Here is an 18,303-nt window from a genome sequence, read left to right as displayed (position 1 = left end):
CACAATCCACGAAAGGGAGCACCAGTGCGCCTGCAGTTGGCCCTGGACGCGCCGGAACATCTCGCGCTCGTCCCTCGCCTGACGCCGTTCTTCGACATCATTGAAGTCGGCACCCCGGTCCTCAAACGCTTCGGCCTGACCGCGATCACCACCGTCGCCGAGCTCAGCGGCGGGGCGGAGATCCTCGCCGACACCAAGACGGTCGACGGTGGAGCGCTCGAGGCGGCAATGGTCTTCGGTGCTGGTGCTTCGGCGATGACCGTGCTCGCGCAGGCGAGCCCCGCCACCCGGACGGCGACCCTGGAGGTTGCCCGCGCACACGGCGGCACGGTCATCTTCGACACCATCCTGGACGGCACCTTCGACGTCGCCACACTGGCCGACCTCGACCAGGACGAGCTGTGGCTCGCCCTGCATGCCCCGTCCGATGCCCGCCTGGCCGGCAACGGCACCGAGGATCACATCGCGCGCGTCGCCGACCGACGCCAGCGCGGCTGCCGCGTCTCCCTGGCCGGCGGCATCGGCCGCACCAACCTGGAGAAGGTACTGGCCGTCGCCCCCGACGTCATCGTCATCGGCTCCAGCGTCACCGGAGCAGCAAACCCTGAGAAGGAGGCATCGTGGCTGAGTACAACGGTCGCGCAGGCGCGTGGCTGATCGCCACCACTGAACTCGCTCGCGTGGGTAAGGATCTTGACCTGGCCCAGTACGACACTTTCGCGCAGCACTTCGACACCCTCAACAGTGAGCACCGCCTGTTCTTCTCCGGCCAGGGCCGGTCCGGGCTGGCCGCTCAGATGGTCGCCATGCGCTTCATGCACATGGGCTTACCCGCGCATTTCGTCGGAGAGGCCACCGCACCCTCCGTCCGTGACGGCGACACCCTCGTGCTGGTCTCCGGCAGCGGCAAGACGCCTGTGAGCCTGAACTTCGCGGAGGTCGCCAAGTCGGAGGGAGCCAAGGTTCTCCTGGTGACTCACCAAGACTCCAGCCCTTTGCGTGAGGTCGCCGACGCCGCCCTCGTCCTACCCGTAGCCGGCAGCACCCAGTTCGGCGGGACCCTGTTCGAAGAGTCCGCTCTTATCGTGCTGGACAGCATCGTTCTCGACCAGATGCACCGCCGCGGCGTCCCTGCCGAGACGATGGCGTACAACCACACGAACTTCCTGTGACGACCGGGCATGAGCGCGGCACCGGCAAAGGGCTCAAGGACCGCGACGGCGTCGTTGTGATCGGGGATGCGCTGGTCGACATCGTTGAGGACGACGACGCCACCGAGAGCTGGCACCCCGGTGGCGCCGGGCTCAACGTCGCCATCGGCATTGCCCGCCAGGGCATGCGGGCGCAGCTTGCGTATCCCGCTGCGCCCGACGATCCCGGGCGGTGGCTCCGGGAGACCCTGGACGCCGAGGCTGTGGAAGTGATCGCCCTGCCCAGCGGGCCCGAATCGGGAACTGCTCGATCACGCCGGATCGACGGCGAACCCAACTACGCATTTTCTGCCGCCGTCCACGATCGCCAGTACACCTACCCCCCGGATGCTGTCGCCCAGCTGCGCACCGCCCGCGCCTTGGCCGTCAGCTCCTTCCCGCTGGGGGATGCCGACCAGGTGGAAGCCCTCATCAACGTGGCCCATGTTTGCGACCTTCCGCTGGCCGTCGACCCAAACGTACGGCCAACCCTGCTCGGCGACCGGGATCGCTACCGCGCCAACGTCCTACGCCTGGCTGAGGTCGCCACCTTGGTGAAAGCGAGCCGGCAGGACATCGAACTGCTCTTCCCCAGTCCTGACGATGCCGTTCCTCAACTCCGCTCGGCCGGCACCGCCGCCGTCGTGGTCACCGACGGCGAAGACGGTGCCACGGTGCACACCACCAAAGGTTCCCTCCACGTCCCTGCCGCCTCACTAAACAGCCCCGTCGTCGACACCATGGGCGCCGGTGACGCCGTCTTCGCCCGCCTCCTCGTTGAACTGGTCACCGAGAACGCAGGCCAAGACCTGAGCGACTGGCATCGCGCCCTGACGGACGCCATGGCGTTGGCCCGGGCCACCTGCCAGGTCACCGGGCCCTTACTACCGCGCAGCCCCGCGCCCGCCACACCGCTTGCCTCACGCACCAAGGAGATCTCCCGATGGAACTGAGTAACGCCACGTTGCCGCAGGTACCTGCCCGCGTCACCGTCCCGTCCTACGACCGCAGCCAGTTGCGTACCGGGATCGTGCACATCGGCGTCGGGCACTTCCATCGCGCCCACCACGCCCTGTACCTCGACGACCTATTCAATCGGGGCGATGCGCATGACTGGGCGGTGACGGGGGTGGGCATCATTCCCGACCACACTGACATTCGTGACGCCCTGGCAGCGCAGGACGGGCTGTACACCCTCACCGAGAAGACCGCCGACGGGCAGTGGGACAGCCGCGTCATCGGCGCCATCCACCGGTACCACCACGCCCCGGGCGACCCCGATGTTGTCATCGACCGCCTTGCCGACCCTGCCACCCGGATCGTGTCCCTGACCATCACCGAAGGCGGATACGACGTCGACGACCTCACCGGTGAGTTCCTCGGCAACTCCGCCCTCGTCCGCGCCGACCTCGCCGCCGACCGGCCGCTGAACAGCGCCTTCGGCCTCGTGCTGGAGGCCATGCGCAAACGCCGGGCCGAGGGCCTCGGCGGCGTGACCATCATGTCTTGCGACAACGTCCAAGGCAACGGCCACGTCGCCCGCGCCGCCTTCCTCGGCTTCGCACAGGCGAAGGAACCCGAGATGGCGAAATGGATGGAGGACCACCTCACCTTCCCCAACTCCATGGTCGACCGCGTCACCCCCCGCACCGTCGACGCCGATCGCCAGCACCTGCTCGACGAGTACGGCCTCACCGACCGCTGGCCCGTCACCGCTGAACCGTTCCGTCAGTGGGTCCTCGAGGACAACTTCGTAGCCGGCCGGCCACCCTACGAACAGGCCGGAGTCGAGGTCGTGCCTGACGTCGTCCCCTACGAGCTGATGAAGCTGCGCCTTGCCAACGGCACTCACCAGGCGCTGTGCTACTTCGGCACCCTGCTAGGACACGAGTACGTGCACGAGGCGATCGCCGATCCCGATATCCAAGCCATGCTTCTGCGCTACATCGACGACGAGGCCATCCCGACTCTCACACCCATTCACGGCACGGACTTCCATGCCTACGGGCGCACAGTCCTCGAGCGGTTCGGCAACCCCCAGATCCGCGACTCCCTGACGCGCATCTGCGAGGACACCTCCGACCGCATCCCGAAGTTTCTCCTGCCCGCCGCGTTCACCCAGCTCCAGCACGGACGATCGGTCGAAGTGTGTGCCGCCGTGGTCGCCAGTTGGGCTCGCTACGCAGAGGGCGTCGGCGAGAACGGCGAACAGATCGACGTGCGCGACCCCCTGCGTGAAGAACTGATGAGCCGGGCCAGTGAACAACACACCGACCCTCTCGCCTTCCTGCGTAACCGCGCCATCTTCGGTGACCTGGCCGACCAGCCGGCCTTCGTCGAGCCGTACCTCAAGGCCCTCAACGCCATGCACACCGGTGGCGCTCGCGCCGCGCTGCGTCAGCTGCGATGACGGCACTCCACGACGGCCTCGATGAACTAGCGGCGCGAGCCCGTGAACTGGCCGCTACCGGTGAACGCCAGATGCTCGGCATCGTCGGGCCCCCGGGGTCAGGAAAATCCACACTCGCCCGGCAGGTCGTTGAGGCTGTGGGCGCCAACGCAATGGTGGTGCCGATGGACGGCTTCCACCTCGCACAGTGCCAGCTGGAACGGCTTGGCCGGACAGATCGCAAGGGCGCCATCGACACGTTCGACGCCGGCGGATTCGCCCGCCTAATGCAGCGGCTGCATCGAGCTGACGAGGACGTCGTGTACGCACCGGCGTTTCATCGCGAGATCGAGGAACCAATCGCCGCTTCGATCGCCGTACCCCGCGACATCCCCCTCGTAGTGGTGGAGGGCAATTATCTGCTCGTAGACCACGAGCCATGGGCGGGGATCCGCCAGATGCTGACGGACTGCTGGTACGTGGAGCTAGACGAGGATACCCGGCTCGATCGACTCATCGCCCGACACATGGAGTTCGGTCGAGACCCGGCTTCGGCTCACGAACATGCACATGGCAGCGACCAACAGAACGCCAAACTGATTGCAACCACGAAGCGCCGTGCCGACCGCGTGATCGACGTTGGTGGGTGGCCAACGCCGCCGGCGTAGCAGCGTCTAAATGCTCCCGGCCAGTAGTAATCAGCCCGCCGTCATCATGTAAACCGGCCCGCCGTTGAGGGGTACATGCCGTCTGGCTTGCTGGCGCGATCAGCGGTTCAGCGGTCGGGTGCCGACGACGTGTCGGAGGACGAGCCGCCGCAACTTGTCGAGGGCGGCGAACGGGCTGAGATCTGTCCAGTTGCGGGGCTATGACCAGCCCGGGGAAGTAGCGGAGCCACTCGATCCGCGTCCGCGACAGACCTTCGGCTATCGGGGCCATCCAACGGCGCACGATGCTCGTGCTAGTCATCACCCAGATCGTCGGCACCGTGGGCGTCGGTGTCGCGCCCGCGACGGACCTTGCCGAACCCCACCACAAGGCTCGCCCGCTCGCCCTTGTCGTCTGGGTGGGGACCTTGGGTTCGGTCCTTGGCCCCAACCTCGGCGTGCCGGGGGAGATCCTCAACCGAGCGATCGGGCTGACCGTCTATGACGGCGCGTTCCTCATCGCGGCGATCTGGCTCGCGCTAGCCGGCCCCATCATCTTCCTCTTGCTGCGCCTGGACCCGCTCCTTGTCCTGGGGCAACCGGCCCCAACGTCTCAGGCGACGCCAAGCGGCGCGCAGCGGGGACGTATTCGCGCTGTCCATGCGGAGCTGCGAGCGAATCGGCGAGCCAGGTTCGCGGTGATCGCGATACTCACTGCCCAGGTGGTGATTGTCTCGATCATGACCATGACGCCGGCGCATCTCGCCACCAGGGCGGCTCGCTGACCATCATCGGATCACGATCAGCCTGCACGTCGCTGGAATGTATGCGCTCTCGCCGCTCGTCGGCCTCATCGCCGACCATCCATCGCATGACGATTGGCCTCGGCATCGTCGCATCCTGACCGTCCCGATCTTCGTCTACCGCCTCGCCACGCCCCGTACGACGCCGCCTCCGCCTCGCTCGCCATCGTCGGCGCGACGTCGGCCGGCGCGCTCATCTCCCATGCCCGGGCGAGGAACATCAGCTGGACCCACGGCGCCGCTTTCGGTGTGCTCGGTGCCGCACGGTCCTTCCTCGCCTCGTGTCTGTTGGCCACCGTCGATCCGGCAGCCCTGATGCTCACCTTCGCCGGCCTGCTCGCGGTGGTATCGGCGCTGATGCTGCGCAACGCACGACGACGCCCAACCCACGCGGCCGGCGCGTCGGTACGGAGCGACGTCACCGAAGAGGCGCCGAGCACGGAGCCGGTTGCGGATCCACCGGGCTCTCCGGGCCTGCCCCCGGATGTGGGTGGGCCATCGCCTCGGTGGTCACGGCCCGATGGGTCGGGTGCTGGTTGTCCCCACCGCGGGATCAACGGGCGGGCTGCTCACGGGCCTTGCGGGCGTGTGGACAGCGACCGACCTGGACTGGGCGACGGTGACCATCTTCGCCATCGCCTCGATGCTCGGCAGTGTCGCCGGATCCCGAACCTCCGGGCGCAGCTCCAGCGTTGATCGTGTGCCCCAAGAGCGCTGCGGCATCGGCCACACCCTGCTTCCAGACCTCGCGGACACGGCCGCCCGAGCTGCCTCCCCGCGGTGCGCCCCGCTGGACATCGGTGCCGAGCAGCACGCCCTACGGGGAGGGGAGCGTGTGTTCGCCTCCTGACGTGCCTCACCCCCTAAAGTCGGGTCACGGTAACAGGGCGCAGGAAGCCCACGAGGTCGTGAAGGGCGGGGGAGTGCACGGAAGGAGAGAACTGTAGGTGCACGAAGCTCTCGGAGAGACCGACCTGCCAGCGGTAGCAGCTTCGAGGCGGCGGGTGCGAGTTCAGGCCCGACAGCGGGTCGGGCCGGCCCAGAATAGGCTTGGTGGTCCACCCGCTACCCGGCACACGGAGCCGGAGAAACAGGTGATCGTGCCTCGCAACGTGACGGTCGGCCTGATCGCCGACCCGGGACTGCCCGAGCAGGTCGCCGAGCACCTGGCGGGGGACCTCGGCCGCGAGCTTGCGCGCGATTTCGAGGGGTCGGCCACCTGGCGGATCGAGATCAGTCGCGGGACGCTCCCGCTCACGGCCGCCGGCGACATCCCGCTGGTCGAGCACGCCCCGCGCCTGCTCGAGGACCACGGCTGGGATGCCGTCGTCTACCTCACCGACCTGCCGCGCCGGCACGACACCGAACCGATGCTGGCCGAGGTCGGCCCAGAAGCACGCGCCGCCCTCGTCTCTCTGCCGGTGCTCGGCGCCTGGCGCGTCACCGCCCGCACCCGTGCCCTGCTGGTGCCGCTCATCCACTCCCTGATGGACCGCAACGAGGACGCGGCCGCGGCCGTCCGCGCAGCCGGCGGCACGGCCGAGCCGACATCTTCCGGTAGCCCCCGGTACCTGATCCGGCCCAGCTGGATGGATCGGATGCGGCTCCTTGCCGGAATGGTGCGCAACAACCGGCCCGGACGCCTCCTGGCCGCCCTCTCCAGCACGGGCGCGGCCGGCGTCGGCACCGGCGCGTTCGGCATCTTCTACGCCACCATCTGGACGATGGCGGACTCGCTACCGCCGGCACGGCTCGCGCTGATCAGCGTCGCGGTGATCATGGCACTGTCGTTCTGGCTGATCTTCTACAACGGCATGTGGACCACCGACCGCGGCATCGACGACCAAGGCAACCCGTGGTCCGACAACGCCGCCACCGTCATCACGGTCCTGCTGAGCGTGGCGCTGATGTACGTGGTGCTCTACCTGGTGCTGCTCGGGGCTGCGCTCACGATCATCACCACCGAATACCTCACCAGCCAGCTGCATCGTCCGGCATCGGTTCTCGACCACCTGCGGTTGACATGGCTGGCCGCATCGCTGGGCATGATGGGAGGCGCCATCGGTTCCAACTTCGACTCGGACCAGGCGATCCGTGCCGCCACCTACAGCCGCCGCGAGCAGGAACGGCGCCAGCGCGCCACGAGCTGACCCCGCGGCGCCGCCTGACGACGACTCCGGCACGGGCGGTTCGAGCTGCCGAGGTCACGGGCGGCGTCGATCCCTCGCTGTACTGGACGTGAAGGAGCGGCTCTCCACGACGACCCGCACGCCGTTGCCCGACTGAGTTGCCGGCACGACCTCAGCGCACTCGCCGCCAGGGCGTCGATGCGAGTGATGTCGACGTCGGTGAGCTTGAAGTCGAAGACGTCGAAGTTCTGCGCGATGCGCTCTGGCTTGGTCGACTTCGGGATGACGGAGCGGCCGGTTTGCAGATGCCAGCGCGACACCACCTGTGCGGGGTTCTTGGCGTGAGCGTCGGCGATGTCGAGGATGACCGGGTCTTCCAGCGGGCTGGAGAACGCGGTGTCCTCGTAGTTGATGACCCCACCGATGGGGGACCAGCCCTGGGAGACGATGCCGAGCTGCTCGCCCTTGGCACGCAGCTCGGCCTGGTGGAAGTACGGAGGCAGCTCCAGCTGGTTGACCGCGGGCACGATCGAGGTTTCGGCGAGGAGCCGGTCCAGGTGCTCGGCCATGAAGTTGCTGACGCCGATCGCGCGCACCAGTCCCTCGTCGAGGAGCCGTTCAAGGGCGTGGTAGGCGTCGATGGTGCGGTCGAAGTGGCTGGGCAGCGCCTGGTGGAGCAGCAGCAGGTCGATCGGGTCTACGCCGAGCTTGGTCGCGCTCTTGTCGAAGGCGTGCAGAGTCTCGTCGTAACCGAAGTCGCTGATCCAGACTTTGGTCTCGATGAAGATTTCCGACCGGTCGAGGCCGGAGTGGCGGATCGCCTCGCCCACGCCGCGTTCGTTGCCGTACGCGGCGGCGGTGTCGATGAGGCGGTAGCCGGCACGAAGTGCCTCGCTGACCAGTTCAGCGGCGTCCTGTGGGGGCGTGAGGAACAGTCCATAGCCCAGACGCGGCATGGGCACGCCGTTGTTCAGGGTGAGAGTCGAGACATCCATGACGTCGTTCTCCATTCAGGGGATAGCAGCCGGTCGCCGGCCCGCAGGCCGGTGTGCTGGCGTGCTGGGGTGCGGGTCAGCGAGGCAGGAGCCGGTAGGTGGCGTTCTGCGCTCGGCGGGAGAGGGCACCTCGGGTGATGTCGGGGCCGTGGTGGTCGTATATGCGGTGGTACTCGGTCTGGATGGCATCGGTCAGGTCAGGGGTGTTGTTGCCCGCCTCCTGGAGCGTGACGTCGGCTTCCACGCCGCCTGCGCGGATGCGGCCCTCGTGGGTGGTCCGGGCATGGCGGTACCAGGTCCCGCCGGATCCGGCTGCGGAGCGCACGTACAGGTCGCCGCCGACTTCGACGACCCAGATAGTGACGTAGCGCCGCAGGGTCTCGGCGGTGTGGCGCGGGGCGAGCAGCAGTTCGTCGGCCTGGCCGATCGACTGCCGCTGCTCGGAAGTTCAGGTGCTCACGGTGCTGTCGTGCCTCTCGGTCTCGGACGTGGGGCCCGTGATCGGGCGGGGTCGTCTGGTCGGCTGTGCGGGCTGGGTGCCGCCAGGCTGGCGAGGAGCTTGAGTCGTTCCTCGTGCTCGGTGCCTGGTTCGGCGGTGTAGAGCGACAGGTCGTGCACGGTCCGCCCCGGAGCCGGGAGGTTGGCGGACTGGTAGGTCAGCTCGAGCGCGCCGACGTCGGGGTGCTGGAGTCGTTTGGTGCCTTCGTGGCGGATGCGCACATTGTGGGCCGCCCACAGGGCGCGGAACTCCTCGCTGAGGGTTGACAGCTCGCCGATGAGTTCGCGTAGCGCTCGGTCGTGGGGTTCGCGTGCGGCCTCGGCTCGCAGCAGCGCGACGGTGGCGCTGGCGCCGTCGTCCCAGTCGATGAAGAAGCCGCGGGAGTCCGGGTCGAGGAAGTGGTAGCGCGCGAAGTTCGCGCGACCGTGGCCGGTGGTGGTCGGGCTGGCGAACATCGGAGCGTGCAGGGCCCTGGCCAGGGGGTTGGTGGCGATGACGTCGAGGCGCCCGTCGCGCACGAACGCGGCTGACAGGGTGATCGAGTCGAGCATCCAGTGGACGGGCGGTCCCAGTGCGACCTCGCGCCGCCGAGTAGGGATGGAGCGGGTGGGCCGGGCGGCGCGGGCGAGGTCGAACAGGTAGGTGCGTTCCTCGTCGTCCAGGCGCAGCGCGTGGGCGACGGCGTCGAGCACGTCCTCGGAGACGCCGGCGATGTGGCCCTTCTCCAGGCGGGTGTACCACTCGGTGCTCACCCCGGCCAGGACCGCGACCTCCTCGCGGCGCAGGCCCGGGACGCGGCGCCGGGCGCTGGTGGGCAGGCCGACCTCGGTCGGGGACAGCCGGGCGCGGCGGCTGGCGAGAAAGTCCTTGATCGATGCCCGGTTGTCCATGGCCTCCACGATAAGAGCCGTACCGACGGGTGAGGGGGGTTGAGCTTGTACCCCCGCAAGCTCAACCTTCCACGCATGGGTGCCGGGCGGTGTACTCGATCACGACAGCAAGCCCCTCGGTCCGTTGACCGGGTTCGTCGACACGATGCGAGGCACTCCCATGCACGATGAAGCCCTTCCGGCTTCCGCTCGGTCCGCGACCGGCCGCAGCGGCCCTGCCGGTCTTCCCTCGGCGGTCTACGCCCTGGCGCTGGGCCTGTTCCTCATGGGCACGACGGAGTTCGTGGTGGCCGGCCTGCTTCCGGAGATCGCTGCCGACGTCGAGGTCAGCCTTGCTCAGGCTGGCTTGCTGATCACCGTCTTCGCGATCGGCATGGTCGTGGGCGCGCCGGTCATGGCCTTGGCCACGCGGCGCATCCCGCAGCGCCGCACGCTGATGCTTGCCCTGGTCGTTTTCGCCCTCGGGCATGTGGTCGTCGCCATCGGCTCGAGCTTCGCGGTGCTGCTGGCCGCGCGATTCGTCACCGCGCTGGCCACCGGGGCGTTCTGGGCCGTCGCGGCCGTGACCGCCGCCCGACTCGCAGGCCCAGGGGCGAGTTCACGCGCCCTGGGGATCGTCAATGCCGGGGGGATGTTGGCGACCGTGCTGGGTGTGCCGGTGGGCGCGTTCGCCGGCCAGGTCATCGGCTGGCGGGCCATCTTCTGGGCCCTGGCCGTCCTGGCCGTCGCCGCGGTGGTGCTCATCGCGCGCCAGGTCCCCCACAACGATCCGGGCAACCAGTCGGTCTCGATCCGCTCCGAGCTGGGCGCGCTTCGCTCGGGCCGGCTGTGGCTGGTGCTGGGCGCCAGTGCTGCTACGACCGGTGCCGTCTTCGCGGCCTACTCCTACATCGCGCCGCTGCTCACCGACCGGGCGGGCATCTCTCCTGGTCTGATCGCGCCGGTGCTCGCCGGCTTCGGGCTCGGTTCGGTCGCCGGCTCGGTCCTGGGCGGCCGGCTCGGTGACACCCGTCCCCACGCGGTCACGATCGTGGCGCCCGCCGCCACGACACTGATCCTGCTGGCCCTCGTCCTCGTCTCCGGCTCGCCCCTTCCTACCGTCGTCCTCATCGTGTTGTTCGGACTCTTCGGCCTGGGCGCGAACCCGGTCCTGATCGCGCTGGCGGTGCGCTACGCAGGTCACGCCCCTATGTTGGGTTCCTCGCTCAGCGTGGCGGCGTTCAACTCCGGAACCGCGGCCGCGTCCTGGGTCGGTGGTATCGCCCTGGAATCTGGCTTCGGGCCGGTTGGCCCCGTCGTTGTGGCCACGGTCCTGGCCGCCCTGACCCTCGTCCCCACGAGTGCACTGGCCATCAGCCAGCGCTCCCGCACACCGCGCACGGCGCCAGCCGTCATGAGCGCGGCAACCTGACATACCAAAGATCCCGCACCACGAAACGAACAGAGAGAGACGAATCTTGCGCGCAACAGTCATGTACGGCCCCGGCGACGTCCGCGTCGAGGAGGTCCCCGACCCCACCATCGATGAGCCCACCGACGCCGTCGTCCGGGTGACCTACGCCAGTGTGTGCGGCTCGGACCTGCATCCCTATCGCTCGATGGCACCCAGCCAGAACGGCAGGCGGATGGGACATGAGGCCGTCGGCGTCGTCGAGGAGGTCGGTGCGGACGTCACCGCCCTGACCGTGGGCGACACGGTGATCGTGCCGTTCTCGTGGTCGGACAACACCTGCGTGTACTGCCGGGAGGGGTTCAACACCTCCTGCGTGCACGGCGGCTTCTTCGATGGCGCCCCCTCGGCGACGCAGGCCGAGAGGCTGCGCGTTCCCCAGGCCGACGGCACCGCCGTGGTGATCCCCGAGGGCACGGACGAGTCCTTGATGCCCTCGCTGCTGACCCTGGCCGACGTCTATCTCACCGGCTATCACGCCGCCTACACCGGCGGGGTGTCCCCGGGCAAGACGGTCACCGTGATCGGGGACGGGGCCGTGGGCCTGCTGACGGTGCTCGCCGCCCGGCAGGTGGGTGCCGAGCGGATCATCCTCATGGGCCGTCACACCGACCGCACCGACCTGGGCCGGGAGTTCGGCGCCGACGACGTCGTCCCGGAACGCGGCGAGGAAGGCATCGCCAAGGTCATGGAGCTCACCGGCGGTGACGGTTCCCACGTGGTGGTGGACGCCGTGGGCCACCTGCCCGCCTACGAGCAGGCCTACGGCGTCCTCCGGCCCGGCGGCACGATCAGCCGGGTCGGCGTGCCGCAGTATGAGGAGGCCCCCGTCGGGATGGCCTCGCTGTTCGGGAAGAACGCCACCCTCACCGGAGGCCCGGCCGCCCAGCGCCGCTACCTCGAGGCCGCCCTGCCCCAGGTGCTCGCCGGACAGATCCAGCCCGGTCGAGTCTTCGACCGGAGGCTCGGGCTCGATGACATCGTCGAGGCCTACCGCCTCATGGACTCGCGCGAAGCCCTCAAGGTCCTCATCCGCCCCTGACCCCCACGCACCGAATCGAAGGATGGTCGAGGCATCAAGCATGCGGTCAACGTTCCCCCGTTCACCGACGCCGCCACCGTGGTGGGCTGGGCGCGCGAGGCCGAGGCGGCCGGCTGGGACGGCGCCTTCCTGTGGCCACATTCAGTGGAGCCCCGGGGTGGCACCGCTCGACCCGTGGGTGCTGCTCGGCGCCATCGCCCAGGTCACCGAACGGGTCCGGCTCGGCACGCTCGTCACCCCGCTCTCGCGCCGCTGCCCGCACGTGGTGGCCAAGCACCTGACCACGCTGGACCACCTCAGCGGCGGCCGCGCCGTCCTCGGGGTGGGGCTGGGTGAGCCAGTGGACCGGGACTTCGGCGACCTGGGTGACGAGGTCGATGCGCGGGTTCGGGCTGCGATGCTCGATGAGTCACTCGAGCTGATCGACCAGCTCATGCGCGTACCCACGGACTTCACCGGCGAGCACTACCGGATCAAGGCCGACCTCCATCCGCGGCCGGTGCAGCGGCCCCGCCGACCCATCTGGGTAGCCGGCGTGGTGCCCAACCGTAAGCCCCTCGCCCGTGCCCTGCGCTGGGACGGAGTGGCCCCTGTGGCACCCGGCCGCCATCTCACCCCCGACGAGCTCGCCGCGCACCTCGCCCGCCTGGAGTCCCCGCCTCGTGCGGGCTGGGAGATCGTGGTCCACCGGCTCGAGGGCATCCCCGCCCAGGAGTACGCCGAGGCCGGCGCCACCTGGCTCGTCTACAGCCCGTCTCCGACGAGTGAGGGGTGGGAATCGGAGATCACCGAGATGATCCGCACCGGACCATGAGACGGCCAGCGGCCCGGACCGGTCCAGTGCCCGAGCTCGTTCGTCACCACATAGTTCCGGGCGGCAGATCGGCCCGGGCCGCGAAGCGGGGGTGGCCGTGAGGTCACGGTTCGTCGGTGTTCCCAGGCTCACGGCGCTGCTCGTGGGGACGTTGGCTTTGCTCTCGGCGGTCTCACCGCTGGCCACCGACATGTATCTGCCGGCGTTCCCGCAGATCACCAGTGACCTTGAGACCTCGGCCTCGGGCGTGCAGCTGACGCTGACGGCCTTCGTGGCCGGCCTGGGCGCCGGCCAGCTCGTCCTTGGCGGCGACTTTCGCCGCGTGCCACGACGCCCTTCTCACGCGGTCGCCCACACCTCCACGTTCCTCATGAATCGGCGCGCGCCAGACGCGGCCGATGGCCGAGCGCTGCGCGGGCGCCCTGTCGAGCCGACCGGACAGGACGCCAGTACCGTGAGGTTCGACAACATCAGATGGCGACACCCTCGGGGCGTGCGCGGACGCGACACGTACAGAGCAGAGGAGCCCGGTATGTCCACCACCCCGTTCATCGAGAATGCCACCGACCTCCACCCGGCCTGGGGTGAGCGGTTCAACGCCGGCGACGTCGACGGCATGCTCGCCCTGGCCGAGGAAGGCTCGGGCTTCGTCCCGCAGCCTGGCACGCTCGTCTTCGGTGAGGACTATCGCGCGGGCCTCGAGGGCTTCGTGGCGATGGGCCTGCCGATCAACCTCACGCTCCGTCAGAGCTTCGTCGTGGACGAGATCGCCCTGCTCATCTACGACTGGACGATCAAGGGCACGTCTACGGACGGAAACGAGGTCGACCTCGCCGGGGCCACCTCCGACGTCGCCCGCAGGGGTGCCGACGGCGGGTGGCGCTTCGTCATCGACAACCCGTTCGGGACGGCCTGACCATGACCACCACTCTGCTCTACGTCGAGTTCTCCTCCGACGGGCCCTTCGGCAGCGACGCAGCGACGGCGTACGCCGAGCTCGCGGCCGACATCGCCGCGGAGGAAGGGCTGGTCTGGAAGGTGTGGACGGAGAACCCTCAGGACGACAAGGCCGGCGGGGTGTACCTGTTCGCCGATGAGGAGTCGGCGACGCGCTACGTGGAGAAACACACCGCTCGTCTGGGCAGCTTCGGGATCACCGACGCGACCATGAAGCTGTTCACCGCCAACCGCGACCTGTCCGAGACGACCTTCGCCGTCCTTGACAAACCCTGAGCCAGATTGCCTGCGTGCCGGCGCTGCCGCGCATGCCACCGGACGTACCCAGGTCCGTCCGAGGGGAGGAGCCGGCGTGGCTCTCTCTGACCTCCTCCGGGCCCTGAACTCCGGCCGGCCCATTGCCGGAAGCTTGCCGCTCCACGAGGTCATGCACCGCACCAGCCAAGAGGCGCTGCGCATCACCGCGAAGCTCAACGGCTCATATCACGAACCCGCGACCGTGCGTGAACTGTTGGCCGAGCTGACCGGCCGTCCCATCGACGTGTCGGTAACCATCTTTCCACCGTTCCACTCCGACTTCGGCAAGAACATCACCCTCGGCAACCGGGTGTTCATCAACTCCAGCTGCAAGTTCCAGAACCTGGGCGGCATCACGATCGGGGACGGCTGCCTCATCGGGCACAACACCGTGATCGCCACCCTCAACCACGACCTCGCCCCCCAGCCGGCGCGCCGACATGCACCCAGCCTCTGTTGTCATCGGCCAGAACGTCTGGATCGGGTCGAACGCGACGATCCTGGCGTGCGTCAGGACGGGAACAACGCCGTCGTAGCGGCCGCGGCTGTGGTCACCACGGACGTGCCGGACGACACAGTCGTCGTCGGCTCGCCAGCACGTGTCGTGCGCACCCTCATCAGATAGGGCTCCACGAACAACGCGGGTTCTGCGGAGGTTTTGTTGTGCCGCCCGGTGACGATATGACCACAATGGTGATGAACAACCGCACGATGCGCATCAAATACCGCAGAGCAGGCTGGACTGGGATCCTCGAACGTCGAGAAATCAAAATTCATGGTGGCACCCTAGGCCGGCCGCTGGACGATTCTCCGAAATAGCCCGTCCGTCTGCTGCATGAGCAGCGGGGTCTCGCAGACGGATCCCTTTACGGGACCGAGGATGTGAGGCAGCGGATCTTTCCGCTGGTGACCACACAGGACTGCGCGACGGTGATCTCCCACGCCGCCTCACCTGAGCTCTGCCAGGCGTCGCCAACGGTCGAGTGCATCGCCGGCGCGCGCTGGGTAGGTTGCCGTGCGTGACGACGAGCCCCATCGAGAACCGAATCGGTCAGGTCTTCATCCCGGTGCGGGACATGGCCCGCTCCGCCCGGTGGTACTCCACGCTGCTGGGACTACCGGAGGCGGAGCCTACGCACAGCGCGACGATCTACGACCTGCCTACCAGTGGCGAGACGCGCCTAGCACTCGACGCGAACCGGCCTGAGTTTGACACGTCCGGGCCGCCGCGCTTCTTCTTCTGGACAAGTGACATGGCGGTCACCGTGTCATTCCTGCGCGACCTCGGTGTCAAGTTCGACTCCGAGGTCCAAGACATTGGCAGCGTCATGTTCCTCCAGTTCCGCGATCCCGACGGCAACCCGCTCATGGTGTGCCAGCGGACGGTTACCTGACTTGCGGCGGCACCTCGTGCCTTCGCTCGGGATTCGACCATGCAGCGGGCACGCGCCGCTCATGGCAATGCAGAACCCCAGCTGGGGGTTGCCACAGGTTCGAGGTGACTGATGGCGACGGCGGCGATAGGCGCCAGGTTTTCGCGACGCTCGTGAGGCGGCCGGCAAGGGACCCTTAATAGGGATGCGAGGTTCTAGCACCCGGACCTGCCTCGCCGAAAGGTTGCGGTCACTCTGCTCGGGTGACCTTGGTGGCGCGGATGATCGCGCTGTGCATGCCGTCGGCTATCTGGTGGGTGAACTCCACCTCGGTGTCGACGAATCCGGCCGCGGCGAGACTGTCGAGGTACTCGGTGCGGGACAGGGCGCCGGCGACGCAGCCCACGTAGCTGCCACGCTCGGCACGGTCGGCGGGGCTGAGTTCGTCTTCCGCGACGACGTCGGAGACTCCGACGCGTCCTCCGGGGACGAGGACACGATACATCTCGGCGAGGACGGCGGGCTTGTCCGTGGAGAGGTTGATGACGCAGTTGGAGATGACGACGTCGATAGTGTCGTCGGGCAGGGGCAGGTCCTCGATGGTGCCCTTGCGGAACTCGACGTTGGTTGCGCCGGCCTGGGCAGCGTTGGCTCGTGCGAGCTCGAGCATCTCCTCGGTCATGTCGACGCCGTAGGCGAAGCCCGTGGGGCCGACCCGCCGCGCGGAAAGCAGGACGTCGATCCCGCCGCCGGAGCCGAGGTCGAGGACACGGTCCCCCTCGCGCAGCTCGGTGACTGCGGTTGGGTTGCCGCACCCCAGGCTGGCCAGGACTGCCAACTGCGGCAGGCCGTCGATGTCCGGCACGTCGTACAGCCCCGGACCGAATGCCGCCCCCTGTCCCGGCGTGCCGCAGCTCGGTCCGGACCCGCAGCAGCTGTCGTCCCCGGCGGAGACGCCCGTGGCCGCCGACTGTGCCGCGGAGGCGTACCTGGCGCGGACCAGCTCGCGCATCCGCTCGTTCACGCTCATGACCCGCTCCTCAATATGCATCGACGAATTTCGATGCGTCTGAGAGTCCTCTTCCCATCGACGTCTGTCAATACGTGTGTCATGATCGGTGTCATGACGACACTGCTCCCGCTGGTCACCACCGAGGAGGCCGGGTGCTGCTCACCTGCGACCGAGGCCCTGGCCCCGGACTCGGCGCGGGATGCGGCTGCGGTGTTCAAGGCCCTAGCCGATCCAACGCGGCTGCGGCTGCTGTCGCTCATCGCGGCCCGCGCCGAAGGTGAGGCGTGTGTCTGCGACCTGACTGACCCCGTCGGGCTGTCCCAGCCGACGGTCTCCCACCACATGACTACGCTCGCAAAGGTCGGGCTGGTGACCCGGGAGCAGCGCGGCAAGTGGGCCTACTTCGCCGTCGCTCCCGGGGCTCGGGACCTCGTCCAGAGCACTCTTGGTGCCGTGCTGGGCACCGACCGATGACCGTGTCGCCCCGTCCGAGCGTGCTCTTCGTGTGCGTGCACAACGCTGGCCGCTCGCAGATGGCGGCCGGCTTCCTGCGTGAGCTCGCCGGCGACCTCGTCGAGGTCCGCTCGGCTGGCTCGATGCCGGCAGACCAGGTCAACCCGGTCGCCGTGGCGGCCATGGGTGAGGTCGGCATCGACATCACCACCCAGCAGCCCAAGATCCTCACGTCCGACGCCGTGTCGTCCTCCGACGTGGTGATCACGATGGGGTGTGGTGACGTGTGCCCGGTGTTTCCTGGCAAGCGCTACGAGGACTGGACGCTCGATGACCCCGCAGGCCAGGACCTCGAGGCGGTCCGGCGCATCCGAGACGACATCCGGTCCCGCGTTATTGACCTACTCGAGTCGATGCACATCCCAAGCGCGTAGGAGCCGAACGGCACCAACGACCAATCCCATGCGGGCGACCCGCTCGTATCCCAACACGGTTCCAGTGGCAATCCCCTGGAACCGTGGAGACCTGGTTAGTGGGCATCGTGCCCGCGTCCTTGCTCGCGGGCGGGGTCGTAGAGGCTCCGGGGTCAAGGGCAGCCGGAGGCCGTCGCGAAGTCAGATCGGTTCATACCGATGGTGCCCAGGGGTGACCGAGGGAGCGTAGGCCGGTCGTGAGGGCGCGTCGAAGTGTCAGGCTGTCCGGGCTGGTAGCTGAGATCAGCACTGCCGGACCAGATAGTGGTAGCACGGCGGCATCCTCGCCCAGGGGCTGAGCCGGTGGTGTTGCGTCGGCCCAGGAGGGGTCCACGACGAGAACCGAGCCCAGCGCCCGGCTGGAGCCGGCGACTGCCGGGCTGTCCCAACCGATGGCCTCAGGGCCGAAGTCAAGACGTTGGTCGTACAGGGGGCGGCCGGCCCGCCGCACGCGCACGTGCTGGGCGAGGGTGCCGGGCACTTCCTCGTGCCGGCCGAGCACCACCTCTTCACGCAGCAGCAGCCGGGCACCCTCCGCGAGCTCGACGTGCACGTCGTTGAGGTGCCGGCAGCCGGTGGCGGCGATCATGGGCTGTGGGAGCCAGATCAGTGTGCCGCCCCTGTCGACGCGGACAGTGGTCGTAGAGCGGGACTGCTCTGCGTGCGGTCCGGGCAACAGCAGCCGCGCCGAGATCTCGCCGAGTACGAGGGTGCTGCCGGGACCGACGTCGATGTCGAGGGAGAGGTGGTCACCGCCGATCGGCCCGGCGGCGCCAGCGGCCACGGACACCCGCGCCGGCTGCGGACCGGCGATCGCGCCGGGCTCGTCCCGTACGAGGACGGTCGGCCGGAGGACGAGCGGTGCCTGGGAGCGCATCCGGACGAGCCGC

General features: G+C 68.6%; 21 protein-coding genes and 2 pseudogenes. 18 read left to right on the top strand and 5 right to left on the bottom strand.

Features of this window, described 5'->3' with window-relative positions:
* The first annotated feature begins 24 nt into the window (after positions 1-24).
* From GD748_RS18500 to GD748_RS18465, 9 genes and pseudogenes are all read left to right on the top strand, one after another.
* Complete coding sequence (locus GD748_RS18500; RefSeq protein ID WP_193313020.1) at positions 25-657, top strand: orotidine 5'-phosphate decarboxylase / HUMPS family protein; 633 nt, start codon at positions 25-27, stop codon at positions 655-657.
* On the top strand, positions 621-1,172 hold the full coding sequence (locus tag GD748_RS18495; protein WP_152816067.1) for an SIS domain-containing protein: 552 nt from the start codon (positions 621-623) through the stop codon (positions 1,170-1,172). Before GD748_RS18500 ends, GD748_RS18495 begins: the two co-directional genes overlap by 37 nt.
* Entirely contained in the window at positions 1,169-2,143 is a 975-nt protein-coding gene (locus GD748_RS18490; protein WP_152196715.1) for a PfkB family carbohydrate kinase, read from the top strand. Before GD748_RS18495 ends, GD748_RS18490 begins: the two co-directional genes overlap by 4 nt.
* On the top strand, positions 2,134-3,600 hold the full coding sequence (locus GD748_RS18485; protein ID WP_152196714.1) for a mannitol dehydrogenase family protein: 1,467 nt from the start codon (positions 2,134-2,136) through the stop codon (positions 3,598-3,600). The genes GD748_RS18490 and GD748_RS18485 overlap by 10 nt, the downstream gene beginning before the upstream one ends.
* Positions 3,597-4,247 (top strand): nucleoside/nucleotide kinase family protein, encoded by a 651-nt coding sequence (locus GD748_RS18480; protein ID WP_152196713.1) that lies wholly within the window; start codon positions 3,597-3,599, stop codon positions 4,245-4,247. The genes GD748_RS18485 and GD748_RS18480 overlap by 4 nt, the downstream gene beginning before the upstream one ends.
* Positions 4,248-4,531: 284 nt before the next feature.
* Positions 4,532-5,011 (top strand): hypothetical protein, encoded by a 480-nt coding sequence (locus GD748_RS18475; protein ID WP_152196712.1) that lies wholly within the window; start codon positions 4,532-4,534, stop codon positions 5,009-5,011.
* Between the two features lie 93 nt (positions 5,012-5,104).
* Positions 5,105-5,416: pseudogene (locus GD748_RS20305) on the top strand (TSUP family transporter); the annotation flags it as partial.
* A 142-nt stretch (positions 5,417-5,558) separates the two neighbouring features.
* Positions 5,559-5,879, top strand: coding sequence for a hypothetical protein (locus tag GD748_RS20075; RefSeq protein WP_226921632.1), 321 nt, complete (start codon positions 5,559-5,561; stop codon positions 5,877-5,879).
* A gap of 244 nt (positions 5,880-6,123) precedes the next feature.
* Positions 6,124-7,179, top strand: a complete 1,056-nt coding sequence (locus GD748_RS18465; protein WP_152816070.1) for a hypothetical protein — start codon at positions 6,124-6,126, stop codon at positions 7,177-7,179.
* On the opposite strand, the gene GD748_RS18460 is transcribed toward GD748_RS18465, so the two are convergent.
* From GD748_RS18460 to GD748_RS18450, 3 genes are all read right to left on the bottom strand, one after another.
* Positions 7,134-8,168 carry an aldo/keto reductase gene (locus GD748_RS18460; protein ID WP_226921624.1) on the bottom strand — a complete coding sequence of 345 codons (1,035 nt, stop codon included), beginning with the start codon at positions 8,166-8,168 and terminating at the stop codon, positions 7,134-7,136. The two genes, GD748_RS18465 and GD748_RS18460, sit on opposite strands and share 46 nt — an antisense overlap.
* Before the next feature lie 61 nt (positions 8,169-8,229).
* Positions 8,230-8,580: a DUF2255 family protein gene (locus GD748_RS18455; protein ID WP_152196709.1), complete on the bottom strand. Its 351-nt coding sequence runs from the start codon at positions 8,578-8,580 to the stop codon at positions 8,230-8,232.
* Positions 8,581-8,609: 29 nt separating this feature from the next.
* Positions 8,610-9,542 (bottom strand): helix-turn-helix transcriptional regulator, encoded by a 933-nt coding sequence (locus tag GD748_RS18450; protein ID WP_152196708.1) that lies wholly within the window; start codon positions 9,540-9,542, stop codon positions 8,610-8,612.
* Positions 9,543-9,702: 160 nt separating this feature from the next.
* Here GD748_RS18450 and GD748_RS18445 point away from each other — a divergent pair, with 160 nt between their 5' ends.
* From GD748_RS18445 to GD748_RS18410, 7 genes and pseudogenes are all read left to right on the top strand, one after another.
* Positions 9,703-10,953 (top strand): MFS transporter, encoded by a 1,251-nt coding sequence (locus tag GD748_RS18445; protein WP_152196707.1) that lies wholly within the window; start codon positions 9,703-9,705, stop codon positions 10,951-10,953.
* A gap of 61 nt (positions 10,954-11,014) precedes the next feature.
* A complete protein-coding gene (locus tag GD748_RS18440; RefSeq protein ID WP_152196738.1) occupies positions 11,015-12,034 on the top strand; it encodes a zinc-binding dehydrogenase in 1,020 nt (339 codons plus the stop codon).
* Positions 11,967-12,848 carry an LLM class flavin-dependent oxidoreductase gene (locus tag GD748_RS18435; protein WP_152196706.1) on the top strand — a complete coding sequence of 294 codons (882 nt, stop codon included), beginning with the start codon at positions 11,967-11,969 and terminating at the stop codon, positions 12,846-12,848. The genes GD748_RS18440 and GD748_RS18435 overlap by 68 nt, the downstream gene beginning before the upstream one ends.
* Positions 12,849-13,380: 532 nt before the next feature.
* Positions 13,381-13,764, top strand: a complete 384-nt coding sequence (locus tag GD748_RS18425; RefSeq protein ID WP_152196737.1) for a YybH family protein — start codon at positions 13,381-13,383, stop codon at positions 13,762-13,764.
* 2 nt (positions 13,765-13,766) lie between these two features.
* Complete coding sequence (locus GD748_RS18420; protein WP_152196705.1) at positions 13,767-14,081, top strand: monooxygenase; 315 nt, start codon at positions 13,767-13,769, stop codon at positions 14,079-14,081.
* 76 nt (positions 14,082-14,157) lie between these two features.
* A pseudogene (locus GD748_RS18415) lies at positions 14,158-14,727 on the top strand (DapH/DapD/GlmU-related protein).
* Positions 14,728-15,121: 394 nt separating this feature from the next.
* Positions 15,122-15,496, top strand: a complete 375-nt coding sequence (locus tag GD748_RS18410) for a VOC family protein (RefSeq protein WP_152196704.1) — start codon at positions 15,122-15,124, stop codon at positions 15,494-15,496.
* Between the two features lie 229 nt (positions 15,497-15,725).
* Here the strand turns inward: GD748_RS18410 and arsM are convergent, their stop codons facing one another.
* Complete coding sequence (gene arsM, locus GD748_RS18405; protein ID WP_152196703.1) at positions 15,726-16,505, bottom strand: arsenite methyltransferase; 780 nt, start codon at positions 16,503-16,505, stop codon at positions 15,726-15,728.
* Positions 16,506-16,598: 93 nt separating this feature from the next.
* Here arsM and GD748_RS18400 point away from each other — a divergent pair, with 93 nt between their 5' ends.
* Both GD748_RS18400 and GD748_RS18395 read left to right on the top strand, forming a co-directional pair.
* Entirely contained in the window at positions 16,599-16,961 is a 363-nt protein-coding gene (locus GD748_RS18400) for an ArsR/SmtB family transcription factor (RefSeq protein WP_152196702.1), read from the top strand.
* A complete protein-coding gene (locus tag GD748_RS18395) occupies positions 16,958-17,374 on the top strand; it encodes an arsenate reductase ArsC (RefSeq protein ID WP_152196701.1) in 417 nt (138 codons plus the stop codon). The genes GD748_RS18400 and GD748_RS18395 overlap by 4 nt, the downstream gene beginning before the upstream one ends.
* Positions 17,375-17,564: 190 nt before the next feature.
* Here the strand turns inward: GD748_RS18395 and GD748_RS18390 are convergent, their stop codons facing one another.
* A complete protein-coding gene (locus tag GD748_RS18390) occupies positions 17,565-18,290 on the bottom strand; it encodes an urease accessory protein UreD (protein WP_193313018.1) in 726 nt (241 codons plus the stop codon).
* Positions 18,291-18,303 lie beyond the last annotated feature (13 nt).

Source organism: Georgenia subflava (assembly GCF_009193155.1).
Classification (GTDB): Bacteria; Actinomycetota; Actinomycetes; order Actinomycetales; family Actinomycetaceae; genus Georgenia; species Georgenia subflava.
Note: the sequence above shows the minus strand (reverse complement) of the source record. Positions and strands in the feature narration are given on the sequence as shown.